The following is a 14,463-nucleotide window of genomic DNA, read 5'->3' on the forward strand; positions in this document are numbered from 1 at the left end:
AATTCAACAGATGCCCAAGCCACTGGTACGTTCGGCGTTGTTTGTGCCCGGTAGCCGACCGGAGCGATTCTCCAAAGCCTTGGCCAGCGGTGCCGACGCAGTGATCGTGGATTTTGAGGATGCGGTGGAAGAGCCGCTCAAGCGTCAGGCGCGGGATAACCTGGGGGCGTTTCTGACGGCCAACCCCGCCGCTCAGGTGTGGGTGCGTATCAACGCGCCGGAACATGCCGAGCATTTTGAGGATGTGGCTTTCTGCAAGGCTCATCCGACTGTGGCGGGCGTCCTGTTGCCAAAGGTCGAGAGCGCATCCCAGGTCGCCGTCGTGGCGGCAACCGGCAAAGTCATTTGGCCGATTATCGAGAGTGCGCGTGGTTTGTTGGCAGTGGCCGAGATCGCCCATGCACCGCAGGTGGAACGCCTGTCATTCGGCGGGCTGGATCTGGCGCTGGACCTGAACCTGAGCAGTAATTCGCCTGCCGCCCAGTTCGCCCTGGACCAGGCGCGGCTGGCGCTGATTGTGCATTCCCGCGCTGCGGGCCTGGTTGCACCGCTGGATGGCGTGCACCCGGCCATCGACGATCCTGAAGGCCTGCGCCGCTCGATCCGGCATGCCTATGAGATGGGGTTTGCCGGCGCACTGTGTATCCATCCCAAACAGGTCGCGGTGATTCACCAGGCATTGGCGCCAAGCGCCGAAGATTTGGCCTGGGCCCGGCGTGTGGTGGATGCCGGTGCCCATGGGGCAGGCGCCTATCAGATCGATGGGCAGATGGTGGATGCGCCGGTGTTGTTGCGGGCGCAACGGCTGTTGGCGGCTCTGCTTTAGCGTTCGTCCAGGCCGAACGCAGGTATCAAAAAATCGAAATTCACTACACGCGTGACATCAGGCACCTTGCCCTACAACACAACAATAAGAAGGTGATTTCCCATGCTCAAGCTTTCTCGGGCGCTGCTGTGCGCCGCCACCTTGTTCGCCGCGGGCCTGGCCCAGGCGGCGGACGCGATTGTCATCAAGTTCGCCCACGTGGTCGCCGAAAACACCCCCAAGGGGCAGGGCGCGCTGCTGTTCAAGAAGCTCGCGCAAGAGCGCCTGCCCGGCAGGGTAAAGGTCGAGGTGTACCCGAACTCGTCGTTGTTCGGCGATGGCAAGGAAATGGAAGCGCTGTTGTTGGGCGATGTGCAGATGCTGGCACCGTCCCTGGCCAAGTTCGAGCAATACACCCAGCAAGTGCAGATCTACGACCTGCCGTTCCTGTTCAACGACCTGGCCGCTGTCGACCGTTTCCAGGCGGCCCAGGGCAAGGCATTGCTGACGGCGATGCAGGACAAGAACATCCTCGGCCTGGCCTATTGGCACAACGGCCTCAAGCAGCTCTCGTCGAACAAGGCGCTGCATGAACCCAAGGACGCCCGAGGCCTGAAGTTCCGCGTACAGGCCTCCAGCGTGCTTGAAGAACAGTTCAAGGCCATCCGCGCCAACCCGCGCAAGATGAGCTTTGCCGAGGTCTATCAAGGCCTGCAGACCGGCACAGTGAATGGCACCGAGAACACCTGGTCGAACTATGAAAGCCAGAAGGTCAACGAGGTGCAGAAATACTTCACCGAGTCCAACCATGGTCTGATCGACTACATGGTGATCACCAACGCCACGTTCTGGAACGGCCTGCCACCGGATATCCGCAGCACTCTGGAGCAGATCATGGTCGAGGTCACCGTCGAGGTGAACAAGCAGGCTGAAGCGCTGAACCAATCGGCCAAGCAGAAGATCATCGATGCCAAGACCAGCGAAATCATCGAACTGACCCCGGACCAACGCCAGCTATGGCGCGAAGCCATGCGCCCGGTGTGGCAGAAGTTCGAAGGGGAAATTGGGGCTGATCTGATCAAGGCGGCGGACGCGTCCAACCAGTAGCGCAGATTCAATGGGGGCGCGGGCCTGCGATTGCGGTCTGTCTGTTGATACAATGGGCGATTGATCCACTGCTGTCGCAGGCAAGCCAGTTCCCACCGTTTGATCCGATTTCCAACCCGATACCTATTCCCGCTTCGCGAGGTTTTGCCATGCAAACGCTAAGGCGCGTCTGGGAGCACCTGGAGGAGGGCTTTATTGCCTTCCTGCTGGCCGCCATGACCCTGGTGACATTCGTCTACGTCATGCTCAACAACATCTACACGCTGTTCTTTGCCCTGGCCGACAAATGGGCGTGGAGCAGTGACTTCTTCGGCGCCCTGGGCGACCACACCATGACCTGGGCCCAGGACATGACCTGGAGCGTGGCGCTGACCAAGGCCATGTTCGGCTGGCTGATTTTCTTCGGTATTTCCTATGGCGTACGCACCGCCGGCCACCTTGGCGTGGATGCGCTGGTCAAGCTGACCAAGCGCCCGGTGCAACGCGTGCTCGGCATGCTCGCCTGCCTGTGCTGCCTGGCCTACGCCGGGTTGTTCATGATCGCCAGCTACAAGTGGGTGAGTGCGGTGATGGGCGCGCATATCGGTGCTGAAGACCTCGACCAGTATGGTATCGACGTCGGTGACATCGTGGTGATCGTGCCCATCGGATTCGCCATGGTGTTCATCCGCTACCTGGAAATTTTCTACCGCATCTTTACCCACCGTCAGGTCGGGTTGGGGCTGGCCGACGAGGCCGGTGAGGCCAGCAAGTTGGCCGGCAGCCATGAGGAGCGTCACTGATGGCCGTGCTCTGTCTGTTTCTGCTGTTATTCGTGTTCATGTTTCTCGGCGTGCCGATTGCGATTTCCCTGGGACTGTCCGGCGCAGTGTCGATCCTGATGTTCAGCCAGGATTCGGTGAGTTCCCTGGCGATCAAGCTGTTCGAAACCTCCGACGCCTATACCTTCCTGGCGATTCCGTTCTTCCTGCTGTCCGGTGCGTTCATGACCACCGGCGGCGTAGCCCAGCGTTTGATTGATTTTGCCAACGCCTGTGTCGGCCATATCCGAGGTGGTCTGGCCATTGCGGCGGTGCTGGCGTGCATGCTGTTTGCGGCATTGTCAGGTTCGTCCCCGGCGACGGTGGCGGCGGTGGGCTCGATCGCCGTCGCGGGCATGGTCCGTTCCGGTTACCCGAAGGCGTTCGGCGCGGGCATCATCTGCAACGCGGGCACCTTGGGCATCCTGATTCCACCGTCGATCGTGATGGTGGTGTATTCGGCGGCGACTGAAACCTCGGTCGGCAAGCTGTTCATGGCAGGGGTGATTCCCGGGTTGCTGCTGGGCCTGATGCTGATGATCGCGATCTACATTGTCGCGCGCATCAAGAAGCTGCCGGCGCAGCCACGGGCGACCTTTCGTGAGTGGCTGACCTCTGCACGCCGGGCATTCTGGGGCCTGTTGCTGCTGGTGATTATCCTCGGCGGCATCTACAGCGGGATGTTCACCCCGACCGAAGCGGCGGCGGTGGCGGCGGTTTACTCGGCGTTTGTCGCGCTGTTCATCTACAAGGACATGCAGCTGCGCGACTGTCCCAAGGTGCTGCTGGAGTCCGGGCGCCTGGCGATCATGCTGATGTTCATCATCGCCAACGCCATGCTGTTTGCCCATGTGCTGACCACCGAGCAGATCCCCCAGGAAATCACCGCGTGGGTGCTCTCCGAAGGCCTGACGCCGATTGGCTTTTTGATCATGGTCAACGTGGTGTTGTTGATTGCCGGCAGCTTTATGGAACCGTCCGCCATCGTGCTGATCCTGGCGCCGATCTTCTTCCCGATTGCCATGAAACTGGGGATTGACCCGATTCACCTGGGGATCGTGATGGTGGTCAACATGGAAATCGGCCTGGTGCATCCACCGGTGGGGCTGAACCTGTTCGTGACGTCGGCGGTGACCGGATTGACGCTGGGGCAGACCATCCGCGCGGCGTTGCCGTGGCTGATGATTCTGTTGGTGTTCCTGATTATGGTCACGTACTTGCCGTTCATTTCGCTGGCGCTGCCGCACTGGCTCGGTATGTAGATTCCGGAACCCTGCAGCACCCTGTGAGAGCCGGGCTTGCCCGCGATAGCTGTGTGTCATTTGCCCAATTTACCGGCTGACACGTCCTCATCGCGGGCAAGCCCGTTTCCCACATTTGATGTGTGCCAGTGCTTAGTGGTCCATCGCACTCAAGATCGCATGAGCCACCTTCACCCGCTCGGCAATCGGGTAGTTCTTGTTCGCCAGGATCACCACGCCCATGGCCTTGCTCGGCACATAGGCCACGTACGTGCCAAACCCACTGGTGGAGCCGGTTTTGTTCAACAGTGTGTCGGCGTGAGGCGCCTGCGGTGGGGTCAGCCAATTGACCGGATTCGGCTCCATGGCCATTTTTGTCGAATTGCCGTCCAACAAGGCGTCCAGCTTGATCGGGTAGGGATACATTTCCCAACCCAGGCCCTGGGTCATTCCATTTACGTTGTAGTAACCCGTGTGAGTCGTGGCGATCGCTTGCTGCAAGGGTTTTTCCAGGCTCGCGGGGTTTATGTTCACACTCACGTAATGCAGCAGATCGGCGGCGCTGGTTTTGATGCCATAGGCTTCGCTGTCCATGGCGCCGGGGCCGACGCGCACGGGTTTTCCATCCTTGCCATAGCCCTGGGCGTACAGGTTCATCTGGCTATCAGGCACTTTCATGAAGGTGTGCTTGAGGCCCAGTTTTGGCAGCAGGGTTTTCTCCATCACCTGATCAAACGGCTGCTTCAGACTTTGCGCTGCCAGGTAGCCGAACAGGCCCAGGCTTGGGTTGGAGTACAGGCGCTGGGTGCCAGGGGCAAAGTCGGGTTTCCATTGCTGGAAGTAGCTGATCATGTGCTGGTTGTTGTCTGCCTCGCGGGGGAATTGCAGGGGCAGGCCGCCAGGCGTGTAGGTGCCCAGGTTGAGCACGCTGATGTGGTCGAACTTGCTGTTGCGCAACGCCGGAAGGTACTGGCTGGCCGGATCGCTGAGGGTCAGTTTGCCGCTTGCCACGGCATAGCCGGCGAGGGTGGCGGTGAAGGTTTTGCTCACCGAGCCGATTTCAAACAGGGTGTTTTCACTGACGGGCTGTCTCGCGTCTTTGCTGGCGACGCCGTAGTTAAAGTATTGCGCCTTGCCATCCTTCACGATACCGACGACAAGGCCGGGAATAGACTGTTGCTGCATCAGCGGCTTGATGCTGGCGTCCACCACGGCGCGCAGGTCGTCGGCGGCCAGGCAGTGGCCGGCGGCGAGAAACAACGCCGCGGCGCCTAAATTACGCACGCCTGACAGGGGGAGTTGAGGCATGATATCGCTTCCATGAGAGTGGTCGATTGATTGAGGAGCCTGCGCAGGCGTGGCCAATGTAGGCAGTTCGCAGGCTTTGGGCAAACGATCATATCTCGCACCTGCCATTAGAATAATTAGGGTCACACATGTTGCGCTCCCATCTTCCCCTCAATGCCTTGCGTGCCTTCGAAGCCTCGGCCCGGCATTTGAGTTTTACCCGCGCCGCGATTGAATTATGTGTGACCCAGGCGGCGGTCAGCCATCAAGTCAAAAGCCTGGAAGCGCAACTGAATGTTACTTTGTTCAAGCGCTTGCCCCGTGGCCTGATGCTCACCAGCGAAGGCGAAACCCTATTGCCGGTGGTGCGAGACTCGTTTGACCGCATCGCCCAGACCCTGAGCCAATTTGAAGGCGGACATTACCGCGAAGTGCTCACGGTCGGCGCGGTCGGCACCTTTGCCGTGGGTTGGTTGCTGCCACGGCTGCCCGCGTTCCAGACGCGTTACCCTTTTATCGACCTGCGCCTGTCCACCCACAACAACCGTGTTGACGTGGCTGCCGAAGGCCTGGATTACGCGATCCGCTTCGGCGCGGGGGCGTGGCACGGCACCGAAGCCTGCGAGCTGCTGGAAGCGCCCCTCACCGTACTCTGCGTGCCGCAATTGGCCGAGCAACTGCATGCACCCGAAGACGTGTTGAAACACACCTTGCTGCGCTCCTACCGCGCCGATGAATGGAGCCTGTGGTTCCAGGCCGCCGGTTTGCCCGCTGATACCCTGGTGCCGCGCAGCATCATCTTTGATTCTTCACTGGCGATGATGGAAGCCGCCTTGCAAGGCATCGGTGTGGCACTGGCGCCGGCGATGATGTTTTCGCGGCAACTGGAGAACGATGTGATTCGCCAGCCGTTCGACGTCGGCATCAGCACTGGCAGCTATTGGTTGACGCGTTTGCAGTCGCGGGCTGAAACGCCAGCGATGCTGGCGTTCAAGGGGTGGATGCGTGAAAGCGTAAACGCTTAGACCAGGTATTTATTGAACCAACCGAGTGTTCTTTCCCACGCCAGTTTCGCTGCCGCCTCGTCATAGCGTGGCGTCGAATCATTATGGAAACCGTGGTTGGCGCCCTTGTAGATATACGCCTCATAGGGCGTGCCGGCTGCCTTGAGCGCCTGTTCATAGGCTGGCCAACCTTCGTTGATCCGCGTATCCAGCTCACCGTAATGCAGCATGATCGGCGCCTTGATCCGTGGCACGTCCTTGGCTTCCGGCTGGCGTCCATAAAACGACACCGCCGCACCCAATTCCGGGTAGGCCACCGCCGCTGCGTTGGTCACGCCACCGCCATAACAGAAGCCGGTAATCCCGACCTTGCCAGTGCTGCTGTCGTGGTGCATCAGCCATTCGATGGCGGCGAAGAAGTCGTTCATCAGCTTGGTCGGGTCGACAGTCTGTTGCAGGGCCACGCCTTTTTCGTCGTTGCCGGGGTAGCCGCCGACCGAGGTCAAGCCATCCGGGGCCAGGGCGATGAAGCCGGCTTTAGCCAGGCGCCGGGCGACGTCTTCGATGTAAGGGTTGAGGCCGCGGTTTTCGTGGACCACCACCACCGCCGGCAGCTTGCCCATGGCTTTGGCCGGGCGCACGAGGTAGCCGCGCACGCTGCCATTACCTTTGGGCGAGGGGTAGGTGATGTAGTCGGCGACGATGTCCGGGTCGGTGAATTTCACTTGCTCGGCCAGCGCATAGTTGGGGCTCAGGGCCGCGAGCAGAGCCGAGGCGGTCAGGCCGCCAAAGGTGAACAGCGCGGCGCGGTCGAGAAATTCGCGGCGATTGATCTTGCCGTGGGCGTAGCCGTCATAAAGCTCCAGCAGTTCGGGGGCAAAGTCTTTCGCGGTGAGACGAGTCATCGGTGCATCCTCGATTAGCGGTGGCGGTCAATGTAGCCCAGGATCAGTCCTCGCGACCATGGGCGGCAGCGGCCAATTGACCGGTGTCGACACGCACGAAGATTGAATCGCCGAGGGCGGTCAGCACGTCGCCGGCGTACACCTCACAGATCACGCGGGTCTTGCGCCCGACCTCACCGTCGGCCCGCGCGCGCAGGGTCAGGGTGACCCCCATGGGCGTTGGCTTGATGAACTTGATCCCCAGGTTGCCGGTGACGCAGTCGATGCGCGGCAGGCTGCCGGGTTCGCGCCCTTCGGCGCGGTAGTGGTAGGCCATCGCAGTCCAGTTGGAGTGGCAGTCCACCAGCATGGCGATCAGGCCGCCGTAGACCAGGTCCGGCCAGCCGCTGTAGCGGGCCTCGGGCAGGTGTTCGGCGACCAGGTGTATTCCGTCCGCGTCCCAGCGGCTCTTGATGTGCAGGCCATGGGGGTTACTGCCGCCGCAGCCGTAGCAGATGCCTTCCGGCGCGGTGATATCCTGGAGTGAAGGGGCGTGCATGCAGCGTCCTTATTAGTGTGGGCCGACTACTCTGTTTAGCAGGACAAACGCCTGAATGGAATAAATCCCTGGTAGGGCGTGTCAGCTCAGTACCGGTGTCCCTTCCTCTGCGGAGCGTTGCATGAAACGTCTAATGTCCCCGGTCGCCGTACTGGCCCTGATCCTTGCTTATGTTTCCAGCGCCCAGGCGGTGGAGTACAAGGACGTCAACCGCACCGCCAGCCAGATCAGCTTCACTTACACGCAATTGGGGCAGCGGGTATACGGCACCTTCAGCGAATTTGAAGGCACCTTGACCTTCGACACGCAACAGCCGGAGGCCGGGCAAGCGGTGCTCAAGATCCAGCTCGCCAGCATCGACGCCGGCAGCCCGGATGCGAACGACGAACTGCAACGTGCTTCCTGGTTTGATACCGCGACCTATCCGGTGGGCGTGTATGAGTCCACTGGCGTCACGGCCCTGGGGGACAACCGCTACACGATCAGCGGCAACCTGACCATCAAGGGCACCACACACCCCGTGAAGGTGGACGTGGTGCTCAAGGAGCACGGTGGCATCGGTGTGTTCGACGGTGAGTTCGTCCTCAAACGCGGCGATTTCAAGATCGGCGAGGGCGAGTGGGCCGGTAACAGCGTGGTGTCCAACGACATCAACATCAAGTTCAAGATGGTCGCACCGCAGCGTTAATGGGCGAATTTCTTTGCGCCGGCCACGCAGCCGATCACCGCGACGGTCACCAACACCATGCCCAGGCTGACCTGCTCATGCAGCAGGCCCGCCGCGAGTGCCAGGCCGAAAAACGGTTGCAGCAATTGCAATTGGCCAACGGCGGCGATGCCACCCTGGGCCAGGCCGCGGTACCAGAACACAAAGCCGATCAGCATGCTGAACAGCGACACGTAACCCAGGCTCAGCCAAGCCGGCAAGCTGATGCCACTGAAATGGGTGGGGGCGAGGACCAGACTCAAGGGCACCACCACGGGGACCGACACTACCAGCGCCCAGCAAATCACCTGCCAGCCGCCCAGGCTGCGTGACAGCGTGGCGCCTTCGGCGTATCCCAGGCCGCAGGCCAGCACCGCCAGCAGCATCAGCAGGTCGCCGGCCGGTGCGGCGCTCAAGCCTTGGGCGAACGCATACCCCATCACACAGACACTGCCTAGGATCGAGAACATCCAGAACACCGGACGTGGGCGCTCGCCGCCGCGCAACACGCCAAACACCGCGGTGGCCAGGGGCAGCAGGCCAATGAATACGATGGAGTGGGCTGACGTCACGTATTGCAGCGCCAGGGCGGTGAGCAAGGGAAAGCCGATCACCACCCCAAGAGCAACGACCACCAGCGGCCCCCACTGATTGCGCGCAGGGCGTTTTTCCTTGAACAGCCACAGCAGGAGCACACCCAGGGCGGCGGCGATGGCCGCGCGGATCATGGTGAGAAATGCCGGGTCGAATTCCATCACGGCCAGGCGCGTGGCGGGTAGTGAACCGCTGAAAATCACCACGCCGATAAAGCCGTTGATCCAGCCTTGGGTGCGGGTGTCCAGGGTGTTGATAGGGGAGGTACGTTCCATGATGGCGTGCTCGAAGCCGGAGGGGTTGCGTTCAGGTCATCCTAGGGGCGAACATTAAGACAATCAAAAAATTGTCATGGATACATCCGAATGCCGCGCGCCCGCTACAAGTCCCTGGTCGATACTTTTGCCGCCGCCATCCGCCGCGGCGAAATGCCGCCTGGCATGCGCCTGCCGACGCACCGCCAGTTGGCCGCCGACCATGGCTTGGCCTTGGTTACCGCCAGTCGCGTGTACACCGAGCTTGAGGCCATGGGCTTGGTCAGCGGCGAAACCGGGCGTGGCACCTTCGTGCGCGAGATCTCGTTGCCGCCAGGGCAGGGCAGTGGACAGATGACGGTGACGGCGGGGATGCTCGATCTCAATTTCAACTACCCCGCGTTGCCGGGTCAGGCAGATTTGTTGCGTACGGCGCTGCGCCAACTCGCGCTGTCCGGCGACCTTGAAGCGTTGTTGCGCTATCAGCCCCATGCCGGGCGCCTGCATGAGCGCGCGGCGTTTGCGCGGCATTTGCTCAGTCGAGGGCTCACCGTTGACCCCGAACAAGTGCTGCTGACCAGCGGCGCCCAACATGGCCTGGCGGTGACGATGATGGCGTTGCTCAAGCCCGGCGATGTGATTGCGGTGGATGCATTGACTTATTCGGGGTTCAAGGTGCTGGCCGAGACCCTGCACCTGGAAATTGTCGCGATCCCGGTGACGCCGACCGGCCCGGACCTGGAGGCCTTGCAAAACCTGTGTCGCAAGCGGCCGGTGCGTGCCGTGTACAGCATGCCGACCTTGCACAACCCCCTCGGCTGGGTAATGGATCTGGCCCAGCGCGAGCGCTTGGTCTCCATCGCCCGTCAGCACAATCTGATGATCATTGAGGACGCGGCCTACGCGTTCTTGGCCGAAAACGCACCGCCACCCGTGGCGACCCTGGCGCCGGAACGCACGGTGTATGTGGGCGGGCTCTCAAAAAGTGTCGCGACCGGTTTGCGCGTGGGGTTTGTCGCGGCGCCGAGCGATTGGGTGAAAACGCTCGAGCGCGCCATCATGGCCACGACCTGGAACGTGCCCGGTGTGATGAGCGCCATTGCGGTGGCCTGGATCGAAGATGGCACCGTGGCACAACTGGAGGCGCAAAAGCGCGAGGACGCCCAGGCCCGCCAGGCCCTGGCTGCGCGGGTGTTGAAAGGGCTGGCCTACACCAGCCATCCCTCGTCGTATTTCTTATGGTTACCGTTGGCGGAAGACGCCCGTGCCGATCAGGTCGCCATGACGTTGCAGCGCGACAATATTTCCGTGTCCACCGCCGAGCCGTTTGCCGTCTCGGCCCATGTCCCGCATGCGCTACGCCTGGCCTTGGGCTCGGTAGCAATGCCAGCCCTGCATGAGGCATTGCTCAGCGTGCGCAAGGTGCTGGAGTGGTGAGCCGCGCTCAACGGCTCACCGATCGGCATCAGTACTTGTAGGCCTGGCGTCCGATCAACAGCCATTTGCCTTTTTGCTTCTGCCACACCTGGAAGTTATCGATATCAGTGGGCACTTCCACGCCACTGTTCACCGCCAGCGCATGGAAGTGGTTGCGTACCAGCGCGGTGTCGCCTTGCAGGGTGATGGTCTGGTTCTGCATTTCCAGGGTCTTGAACGCGCTGGTATGGGTTTCCAGGTCGGCAATGAATTGGTCTTTGTTCTGCACCTTGCCGCTGGAGTGGCCGTAGGTGAGCTTGTCGGACGTCAGCGCATGAAGCTGCTTGAGGTCCAGGTGCAGCATGGCTTGGGTCAGTTGGTCGACCGCTTGGGCCACCTCTTTTTCAGCAGGGGCAGGCGCTGCGGCAACATAACCCGTAAACAGGCACAGAAAGCCGATCAGTACTTTGACGTTTGGCATGGATGTTTCCTTATTGTTGTTGGGGTGGCGGACAACACGTAACTGTTTGTGTCGTCGTACAACATTGCAATATCCAAGCTGATTTTGGAAAGTAATTTTTTTATTATTTACGCAGAGCTTGATGGGAATGGGTTTTGAGATCGTATTGTTCTTGTACGATGTCTCATCACTAGTTAAGAATGGCGTCCCGTCTAACAATAAAATAACGGAGACACACGATGGATCTTCCTCCTCTGCCCGCGCGGACCGACCACACTCGGCGCGTCTTCCTCAAGCGTTCCTTGGCTGTTTCCGCATCGGTGGCGGTGCTGGGTAACTTGCCTCGCCTGGCAGATGCTGCCGAGCCGTTGAGCCAGCGTTATCCGGACCCACTGATCAAAGTGCTCGATGACAGTTTCCTGGAGTTGCGCCTGTTCAACGCCAGTGTCGAACGGTTGGCTACCGGTTTGCGCTGGGCCGAGGGGCCGGTGTGGATCGGCGATGGCCGCTACCTGCTGGTCAGCGATATTCCCAATAACCGTATCGTGCGCTGGGACGAAGTGACCGACAGCCTGTCGGTGTACCGCGAAAACGCCAATTTCTCCAACGGCATGTGCCGCGATCGCCAGGGCCGCCTGCTGGTGTGCGAAGGTTCGACGACCACCCGCGAGGGCCGGCGAATCACCCGTACCGAACACAATGGCAGCCTTACAGTGCTGGCGGACAGCTTTGACGGCAAGCCTTTCAACTCACCCAACGATATCGTGTGCAAGCGGGATGGCTCGGTGTGGTTCACTGACCCGCCGTTCCAGACCAGCAACAACTACGAGGGGCACAAGATCGCACCCACCCAGCCCCATGGCGTTTATCGCATCGACGGCGAAAGCGGCACGGTCACGCGGGTGATCGACGACCTCAACGGACCCAATGGCCTGTGTTTTTCACCGGATGAAAAAGTCTTGTACGTCGTGGAAGGTCGGGCCAAACCCAACCGACTGATCTGGGCCATCGACGTTAAGGACGACGGCACGCTCGGTGCCCGTCGCAAGCATATCGAAGGGTTTGACTATGCAGCGCTGGACGGCATCAAGTGTGACGAGAGCGGCAACCTGTGGTGCGGTTGGGGCGGCAATGGTGACCCCAAGGCTGACCTGGAAAAACTCGATGGTGTGCGCGTGTTCAATCCACAGGGCAAGGCCATCGGGCATATCTCGCTGCCCGAACGCTGCCCCAACCTGTGTTTTGGCGGCCGCGAAGGCAACCGCCTGTTCATGGCCGGCAGCCATTCGATCTATTCGTTGTTCGTCAATACGCGGGACGCCGGCTTCGGCAGCTAACCTGTAAAAAAAACGCGATGGGCGTCGGTTGGCAGGCGTTCATCGTGGCATTTGGCGCTATGCTGCTGGCTCCTGAGGCATCAGAGCGTCAAGCAAATGGACTTCAATTGGCACAGCGACGCCATCACCCGCAGCACCCCCGTGACCCCACACTACAAAAACACGCAAAACGTACGCCGCTTCATGCTTGAGCACTGCGGTCCGGGGTTCAAATTCGATCGTCCCTTTATGGCCTGGATTCGCAACGACCAGCCCAAGACCCTGGGCGACGTGGTGGATGAGTGGCTGCGCCGAAACGAGGATTCACGCCCATGACACCCGATGAGAAATACCAGGCCGCCCAGCAACGCCTTGGCTATCAGTTGGACGAATTCAAAATCGGCGGTAACTACACGCCGTTGGTTCGCGACGGCAACCACCTCTACATCAGTGGCCAGATCCCCCGCGTCGGCGATGCGATCGTGCTGCCGGGCAAGGTTGGAGCAAGCCTGACCGTGGCCCAGGCGCAAATCGCCGCCGGTATCAGTGCCTTGCGTTGCTTGGGGTTGCTCAAACAGGCGTTGGGTTCGCTGGACCAGGTCAGGGCGATCCCGCGCATCACCGTGTACGTGCGCAGTGCCGAGGATTTTGATCAGCAGAGTGAGGTGGCCAACGGCGCGTCGGATTTGTTGCACGAAATTCTGGGTGCCGCCGGGGCGCACACGCGTACGTCGGTGGGGGTGATGCAGTTGCCGAAGTCGGCGGCGGTGGAGGTCGATATGATTGCGGTGGCACACGGTTGAGCGACCGATGATTACCCAGGGAATGGCGGTACTGATTAACTACGGCACGTATCTGGCGCCGGGCCTGCTGCTCTTTGGCCTGTGGTTCGCACTCACGCCCAAGTCGCTGACGGGCATGCGCATCCTGATTCTGTTGGTCGCGTTTGTGCTGATGCGCGATGTGATGACCCCTTTGGGCATGTGGTCGCTTGGCAGCGCGGTGCAACTGGCATTCACGGCAAACACCTTTGTATTGGCAGCGCTGGGTGGCTTGTCGGTGCTGTTGATCGCCTTGCTCGTGCGCGTGGCGCCAGACTTGTCGCCACTTATCCTCTGGTCCAAGGGGCATCGCGCGTCAGGCCTTACGGTCGGGATCGCCGTCGGGTGCCTGATCGGTGTGCCGCTCCGGTTTTACCAGGGTATCGAGGCGTCAGCGATCCCGGGTTATTGGGTATGGCTACCGGGGATGGTCGTCCTGGCCTACGGCGCCAATGCATTGGAAGAAGTGTTGTTTCGCGGTTATTTGCAGGGTTATCTGGAACAGCATGTCGCGCCCTTACGCGCCGCACTGGCCAGCGGCGTGGCGTTTGCGGCTTGCCATGCGTTCCTGGCACTGAGCGTCACCCAGTTGGGCTGGCCGGTGTTGTTGTTCACGGTGATCGAAGGGTTGGCCTGTGCGCTGGTGCGCATGCGCTACGGGGTGTTGGCGGCGACGCTGACCCATGGCACGGCAATCCTGCTGGTTGCGGTGCCTCAGATGGCTTGATGTGAAATGCAGGTGAAAATGTGGGAGCTGGCTTGCCTGCGAAAGCGGTGGGTCAGTCGGCATATCTGGCACTGAAAGACCGCATTCGCGAGCAAGCCCGCTCCCACATTTAAACTGCGTTCCAGGTTGGGATCTGGCGTTTACTGCCGGTGGCTTCATGGTCGAAGCACCGCCCAATCGATTTGAAATGCCCTCAAAAATGTGGGAGCTGGCTTGCCTGCGAAAGCGGTGGATCAGTCTGCATATCGGTCACTGCAAGACCGCCATCGCAGGCAAGCCAGCTCCCACAGTTGGACCGCGTTCTGGCGTGTACTGTCGATGGCTTTATAGATTGATGCACCGCTCAGTCAATTTGAAATGCGGTGAAAAAATGTGGGAGCGGGCTTGCCTGCGAAAGCGGTGGATCAGTCGGCATATCTGTCACTGAAAGACCGCCATCGCAGGCAAGCCAGCTCCCACAGTTGGACCGCGTTCTGGCGTGT

General features: G+C 60.7%; 16 protein-coding genes. 11 read left to right on the forward strand and 5 right to left on the reverse strand.

The features are described 5' to 3' along the window. The first annotated feature begins 10 nt into the window (after positions 1 to 10). The 4 genes from AC4PS7_RS06475 (at position 11) to dctM (ending at position 3,974) form a co-directional block, all read left to right on the forward strand. Complete coding sequence (locus AC4PS7_RS06475; protein ID WP_198580901.1) at positions 11 to 826, forward strand: HpcH/HpaI aldolase/citrate lyase family protein; 816 nt, start codon at positions 11 to 13, stop codon at positions 824 to 826. A gap of 102 nt (positions 827 to 928) precedes the next feature. Continuing rightward, positions 929 to 1,912 (forward strand): TRAP transporter substrate-binding protein, encoded by a 984-nt coding sequence (locus AC4PS7_RS06480; protein WP_492179237.1) that lies wholly within the window; start codon positions 929 to 931, stop codon positions 1,910 to 1,912. A 149-nt stretch (positions 1,913 to 2,061) separates the two neighbouring features. Then, positions 2,062 to 2,694: a TRAP transporter small permease gene (locus tag AC4PS7_RS06485; RefSeq protein WP_021491541.1), complete on the forward strand. Its 633-nt coding sequence runs from the start codon at positions 2,062 to 2,064 to the stop codon at positions 2,692 to 2,694. Then, positions 2,694 to 3,974, forward strand: coding sequence for a C4-dicarboxylate TRAP transporter large permease protein DctM (dctM, locus tag AC4PS7_RS06490; protein ID WP_010210099.1), 1,281 nt, complete (start codon positions 2,694 to 2,696; stop codon positions 3,972 to 3,974). The genes AC4PS7_RS06485 and dctM overlap by 1 nt, the downstream gene beginning before the upstream one ends. 132 nt (positions 3,975 to 4,106) lie before the next feature. Here dctM and ampC read toward each other — a convergent pair whose 3' ends face one another. After that, a complete protein-coding gene (gene ampC, locus AC4PS7_RS06495) occupies positions 4,107 to 5,261 on the reverse strand; it encodes a class C beta-lactamase (protein ID WP_042572259.1) in 1,155 nt (384 codons plus the stop codon). Between the two features lie 128 nt (positions 5,262 to 5,389). Between ampC and AC4PS7_RS06500 the strand changes: the two genes are divergently transcribed. Further along, positions 5,390 to 6,265, forward strand: coding sequence for a LysR family transcriptional regulator (locus AC4PS7_RS06500; RefSeq protein WP_010210101.1), 876 nt, complete (start codon positions 5,390 to 5,392; stop codon positions 6,263 to 6,265). On the opposite strand, the gene yghX is transcribed toward AC4PS7_RS06500, so the two are convergent. Together yghX and AC4PS7_RS06510 are read right to left on the reverse strand one after the other, a co-directional pair. Further along, positions 6,262 to 7,149, reverse strand: a complete 888-nt coding sequence (gene yghX, locus AC4PS7_RS06505) for a YghX family hydrolase (RefSeq protein WP_010210102.1) — start codon at positions 7,147 to 7,149, stop codon at positions 6,262 to 6,264. The genes AC4PS7_RS06500 and yghX overlap by 4 nt on opposite strands. 43 nt (positions 7,150 to 7,192) lie before the next feature. Then, entirely contained in the window at positions 7,193 to 7,687 is a 495-nt protein-coding gene (locus AC4PS7_RS06510; RefSeq protein ID WP_010210103.1) for a PaaI family thioesterase, read from the reverse strand. 133 nt (positions 7,688 to 7,820) lie between these two features. On the opposite strand from AC4PS7_RS06510, the gene AC4PS7_RS06515 reads away from it, so the two are divergent. Continuing rightward, positions 7,821 to 8,375: a YceI family protein gene (locus AC4PS7_RS06515; RefSeq protein WP_106119157.1), complete on the forward strand. Its 555-nt coding sequence runs from the start codon at positions 7,821 to 7,823 to the stop codon at positions 8,373 to 8,375. Here the strand turns inward: AC4PS7_RS06515 and AC4PS7_RS06520 are convergent. Beyond that, positions 8,372 to 9,262: a DMT family transporter gene (locus AC4PS7_RS06520; protein WP_010210107.1), complete on the reverse strand. Its 891-nt coding sequence runs from the start codon at positions 9,260 to 9,262 to the stop codon at positions 8,372 to 8,374. The two genes, AC4PS7_RS06515 and AC4PS7_RS06520, sit on opposite strands and share 4 nt — an antisense overlap. Before the next feature lie 90 nt (positions 9,263 to 9,352). On the opposite strand from AC4PS7_RS06520, the gene AC4PS7_RS06525 reads away from it, so the two are divergent. Further along, on the forward strand, positions 9,353 to 10,678 hold the full coding sequence (locus tag AC4PS7_RS06525; protein WP_042572263.1) for an aminotransferase-like domain-containing protein: 1,326 nt from the start codon (positions 9,353 to 9,355) through the stop codon (positions 10,676 to 10,678). A 28-nt stretch (positions 10,679 to 10,706) separates the two neighbouring features. Here the strand turns inward: AC4PS7_RS06525 and AC4PS7_RS06530 are convergent, their stop codons facing one another. Then, positions 10,707 to 11,138, reverse strand: a complete 432-nt coding sequence (locus AC4PS7_RS06530; RefSeq protein WP_010210109.1) for a nuclear transport factor 2 family protein — start codon at positions 11,136 to 11,138, stop codon at positions 10,707 to 10,709. 218 nt (positions 11,139 to 11,356) lie between these two features. On the opposite strand from AC4PS7_RS06530, the gene AC4PS7_RS06535 reads away from it, so the two are divergent. The 4 genes from AC4PS7_RS06535 (at position 11,357) to AC4PS7_RS06550 (ending at position 13,981) form a co-directional block, all read left to right on the forward strand. Further along, the gene (locus AC4PS7_RS06535; protein WP_492179238.1) at positions 11,357 to 12,454 is read left to right on the forward strand and encodes an SMP-30/gluconolactonase/LRE family protein; all 1,098 of its coding nucleotides are present in this window, start codon (positions 11,357 to 11,359) and stop codon (positions 12,452 to 12,454) included. A gap of 96 nt (positions 12,455 to 12,550) precedes the next feature. Then, on the forward strand, positions 12,551 to 12,769 hold the full coding sequence (locus tag AC4PS7_RS06540) for a DUF6434 domain-containing protein (RefSeq protein ID WP_021491535.1): 219 nt from the start codon (positions 12,551 to 12,553) through the stop codon (positions 12,767 to 12,769). After that, a complete protein-coding gene (locus AC4PS7_RS06545; RefSeq protein ID WP_010210112.1) occupies positions 12,766 to 13,236 on the forward strand; it encodes a RidA family protein in 471 nt (156 codons plus the stop codon). The genes AC4PS7_RS06540 and AC4PS7_RS06545 overlap by 4 nt, the downstream gene beginning before the upstream one ends. Before the next feature lie 7 nt (positions 13,237 to 13,243). After that, positions 13,244 to 13,981: a CPBP family intramembrane glutamic endopeptidase gene (locus tag AC4PS7_RS06550; RefSeq protein ID WP_183703619.1), complete on the forward strand. Its 738-nt coding sequence runs from the start codon at positions 13,244 to 13,246 to the stop codon at positions 13,979 to 13,981. Positions 13,982 to 14,463: the final 482 nt, after the last annotated feature.

This window comes from Pseudomonas sp. DW-iso3 (assembly GCF_058725305.1).

Coding starts and splice junctions, on each gene's coding strand:
- AC4PS7_RS06475 (WP_198580901.1), top strand. CDS start 11: ATGCCCAAGCCACTGGTACGTTCGGCGTTGTTTGTGCCCGGTAGCCGA.
- AC4PS7_RS06480 (WP_492179237.1), top strand. CDS start 929: ATGCTCAAGCTTTCTCGGGCGCTGCTGTGCGCCGCCACCTTGTTCGCC.
- AC4PS7_RS06485 (WP_021491541.1), top strand. CDS start 2,062: ATGCAAACGCTAAGGCGCGTCTGGGAGCACCTGGAGGAGGGCTTTATT.
- dctM (WP_010210099.1), top strand. CDS start 2,694: ATGGCCGTGCTCTGTCTGTTTCTGCTGTTATTCGTGTTCATGTTTCTC.
- ampC (WP_042572259.1), bottom strand. CDS start 5,261: ATGCCTCAACTCCCCCTGTCAGGCGTGCGTAATTTAGGCGCCGCGGCG.
- AC4PS7_RS06500 (WP_010210101.1), top strand. CDS start 5,390: ATGTTGCGCTCCCATCTTCCCCTCAATGCCTTGCGTGCCTTCGAAGCC.
- yghX (WP_010210102.1), bottom strand. CDS start 7,149: ATGACTCGTCTCACCGCGAAAGACTTTGCCCCCGAACTGCTGGAGCTT.
- AC4PS7_RS06510 (WP_010210103.1), bottom strand. CDS start 7,687: ATGCACGCCCCTTCACTCCAGGATATCACCGCGCCGGAAGGCATCTGC.
- AC4PS7_RS06515 (WP_106119157.1), top strand. CDS start 7,821: ATGTCCCCGGTCGCCGTACTGGCCCTGATCCTTGCTTATGTTTCCAGC.
- AC4PS7_RS06520 (WP_010210107.1), bottom strand. CDS start 9,262: ATGGAACGTACCTCCCCTATCAACACCCTGGACACCCGCACCCAAGGC.
- AC4PS7_RS06525 (WP_042572263.1), top strand. CDS start 9,353: ATGCCGCGCGCCCGCTACAAGTCCCTGGTCGATACTTTTGCCGCCGCC.
- AC4PS7_RS06530 (WP_010210109.1), bottom strand. CDS start 11,138: ATGCCAAACGTCAAAGTACTGATCGGCTTTCTGTGCCTGTTTACGGGT.
- AC4PS7_RS06535 (WP_492179238.1), top strand. CDS start 11,357: ATGGATCTTCCTCCTCTGCCCGCGCGGACCGACCACACTCGGCGCGTC.
- AC4PS7_RS06540 (WP_021491535.1), top strand. CDS start 12,551: ATGGACTTCAATTGGCACAGCGACGCCATCACCCGCAGCACCCCCGTG.
- AC4PS7_RS06545 (WP_010210112.1), top strand. CDS start 12,766: ATGACACCCGATGAGAAATACCAGGCCGCCCAGCAACGCCTTGGCTAT.
- AC4PS7_RS06550 (WP_183703619.1), top strand. CDS start 13,244: ATGATTACCCAGGGAATGGCGGTACTGATTAACTACGGCACGTATCTG.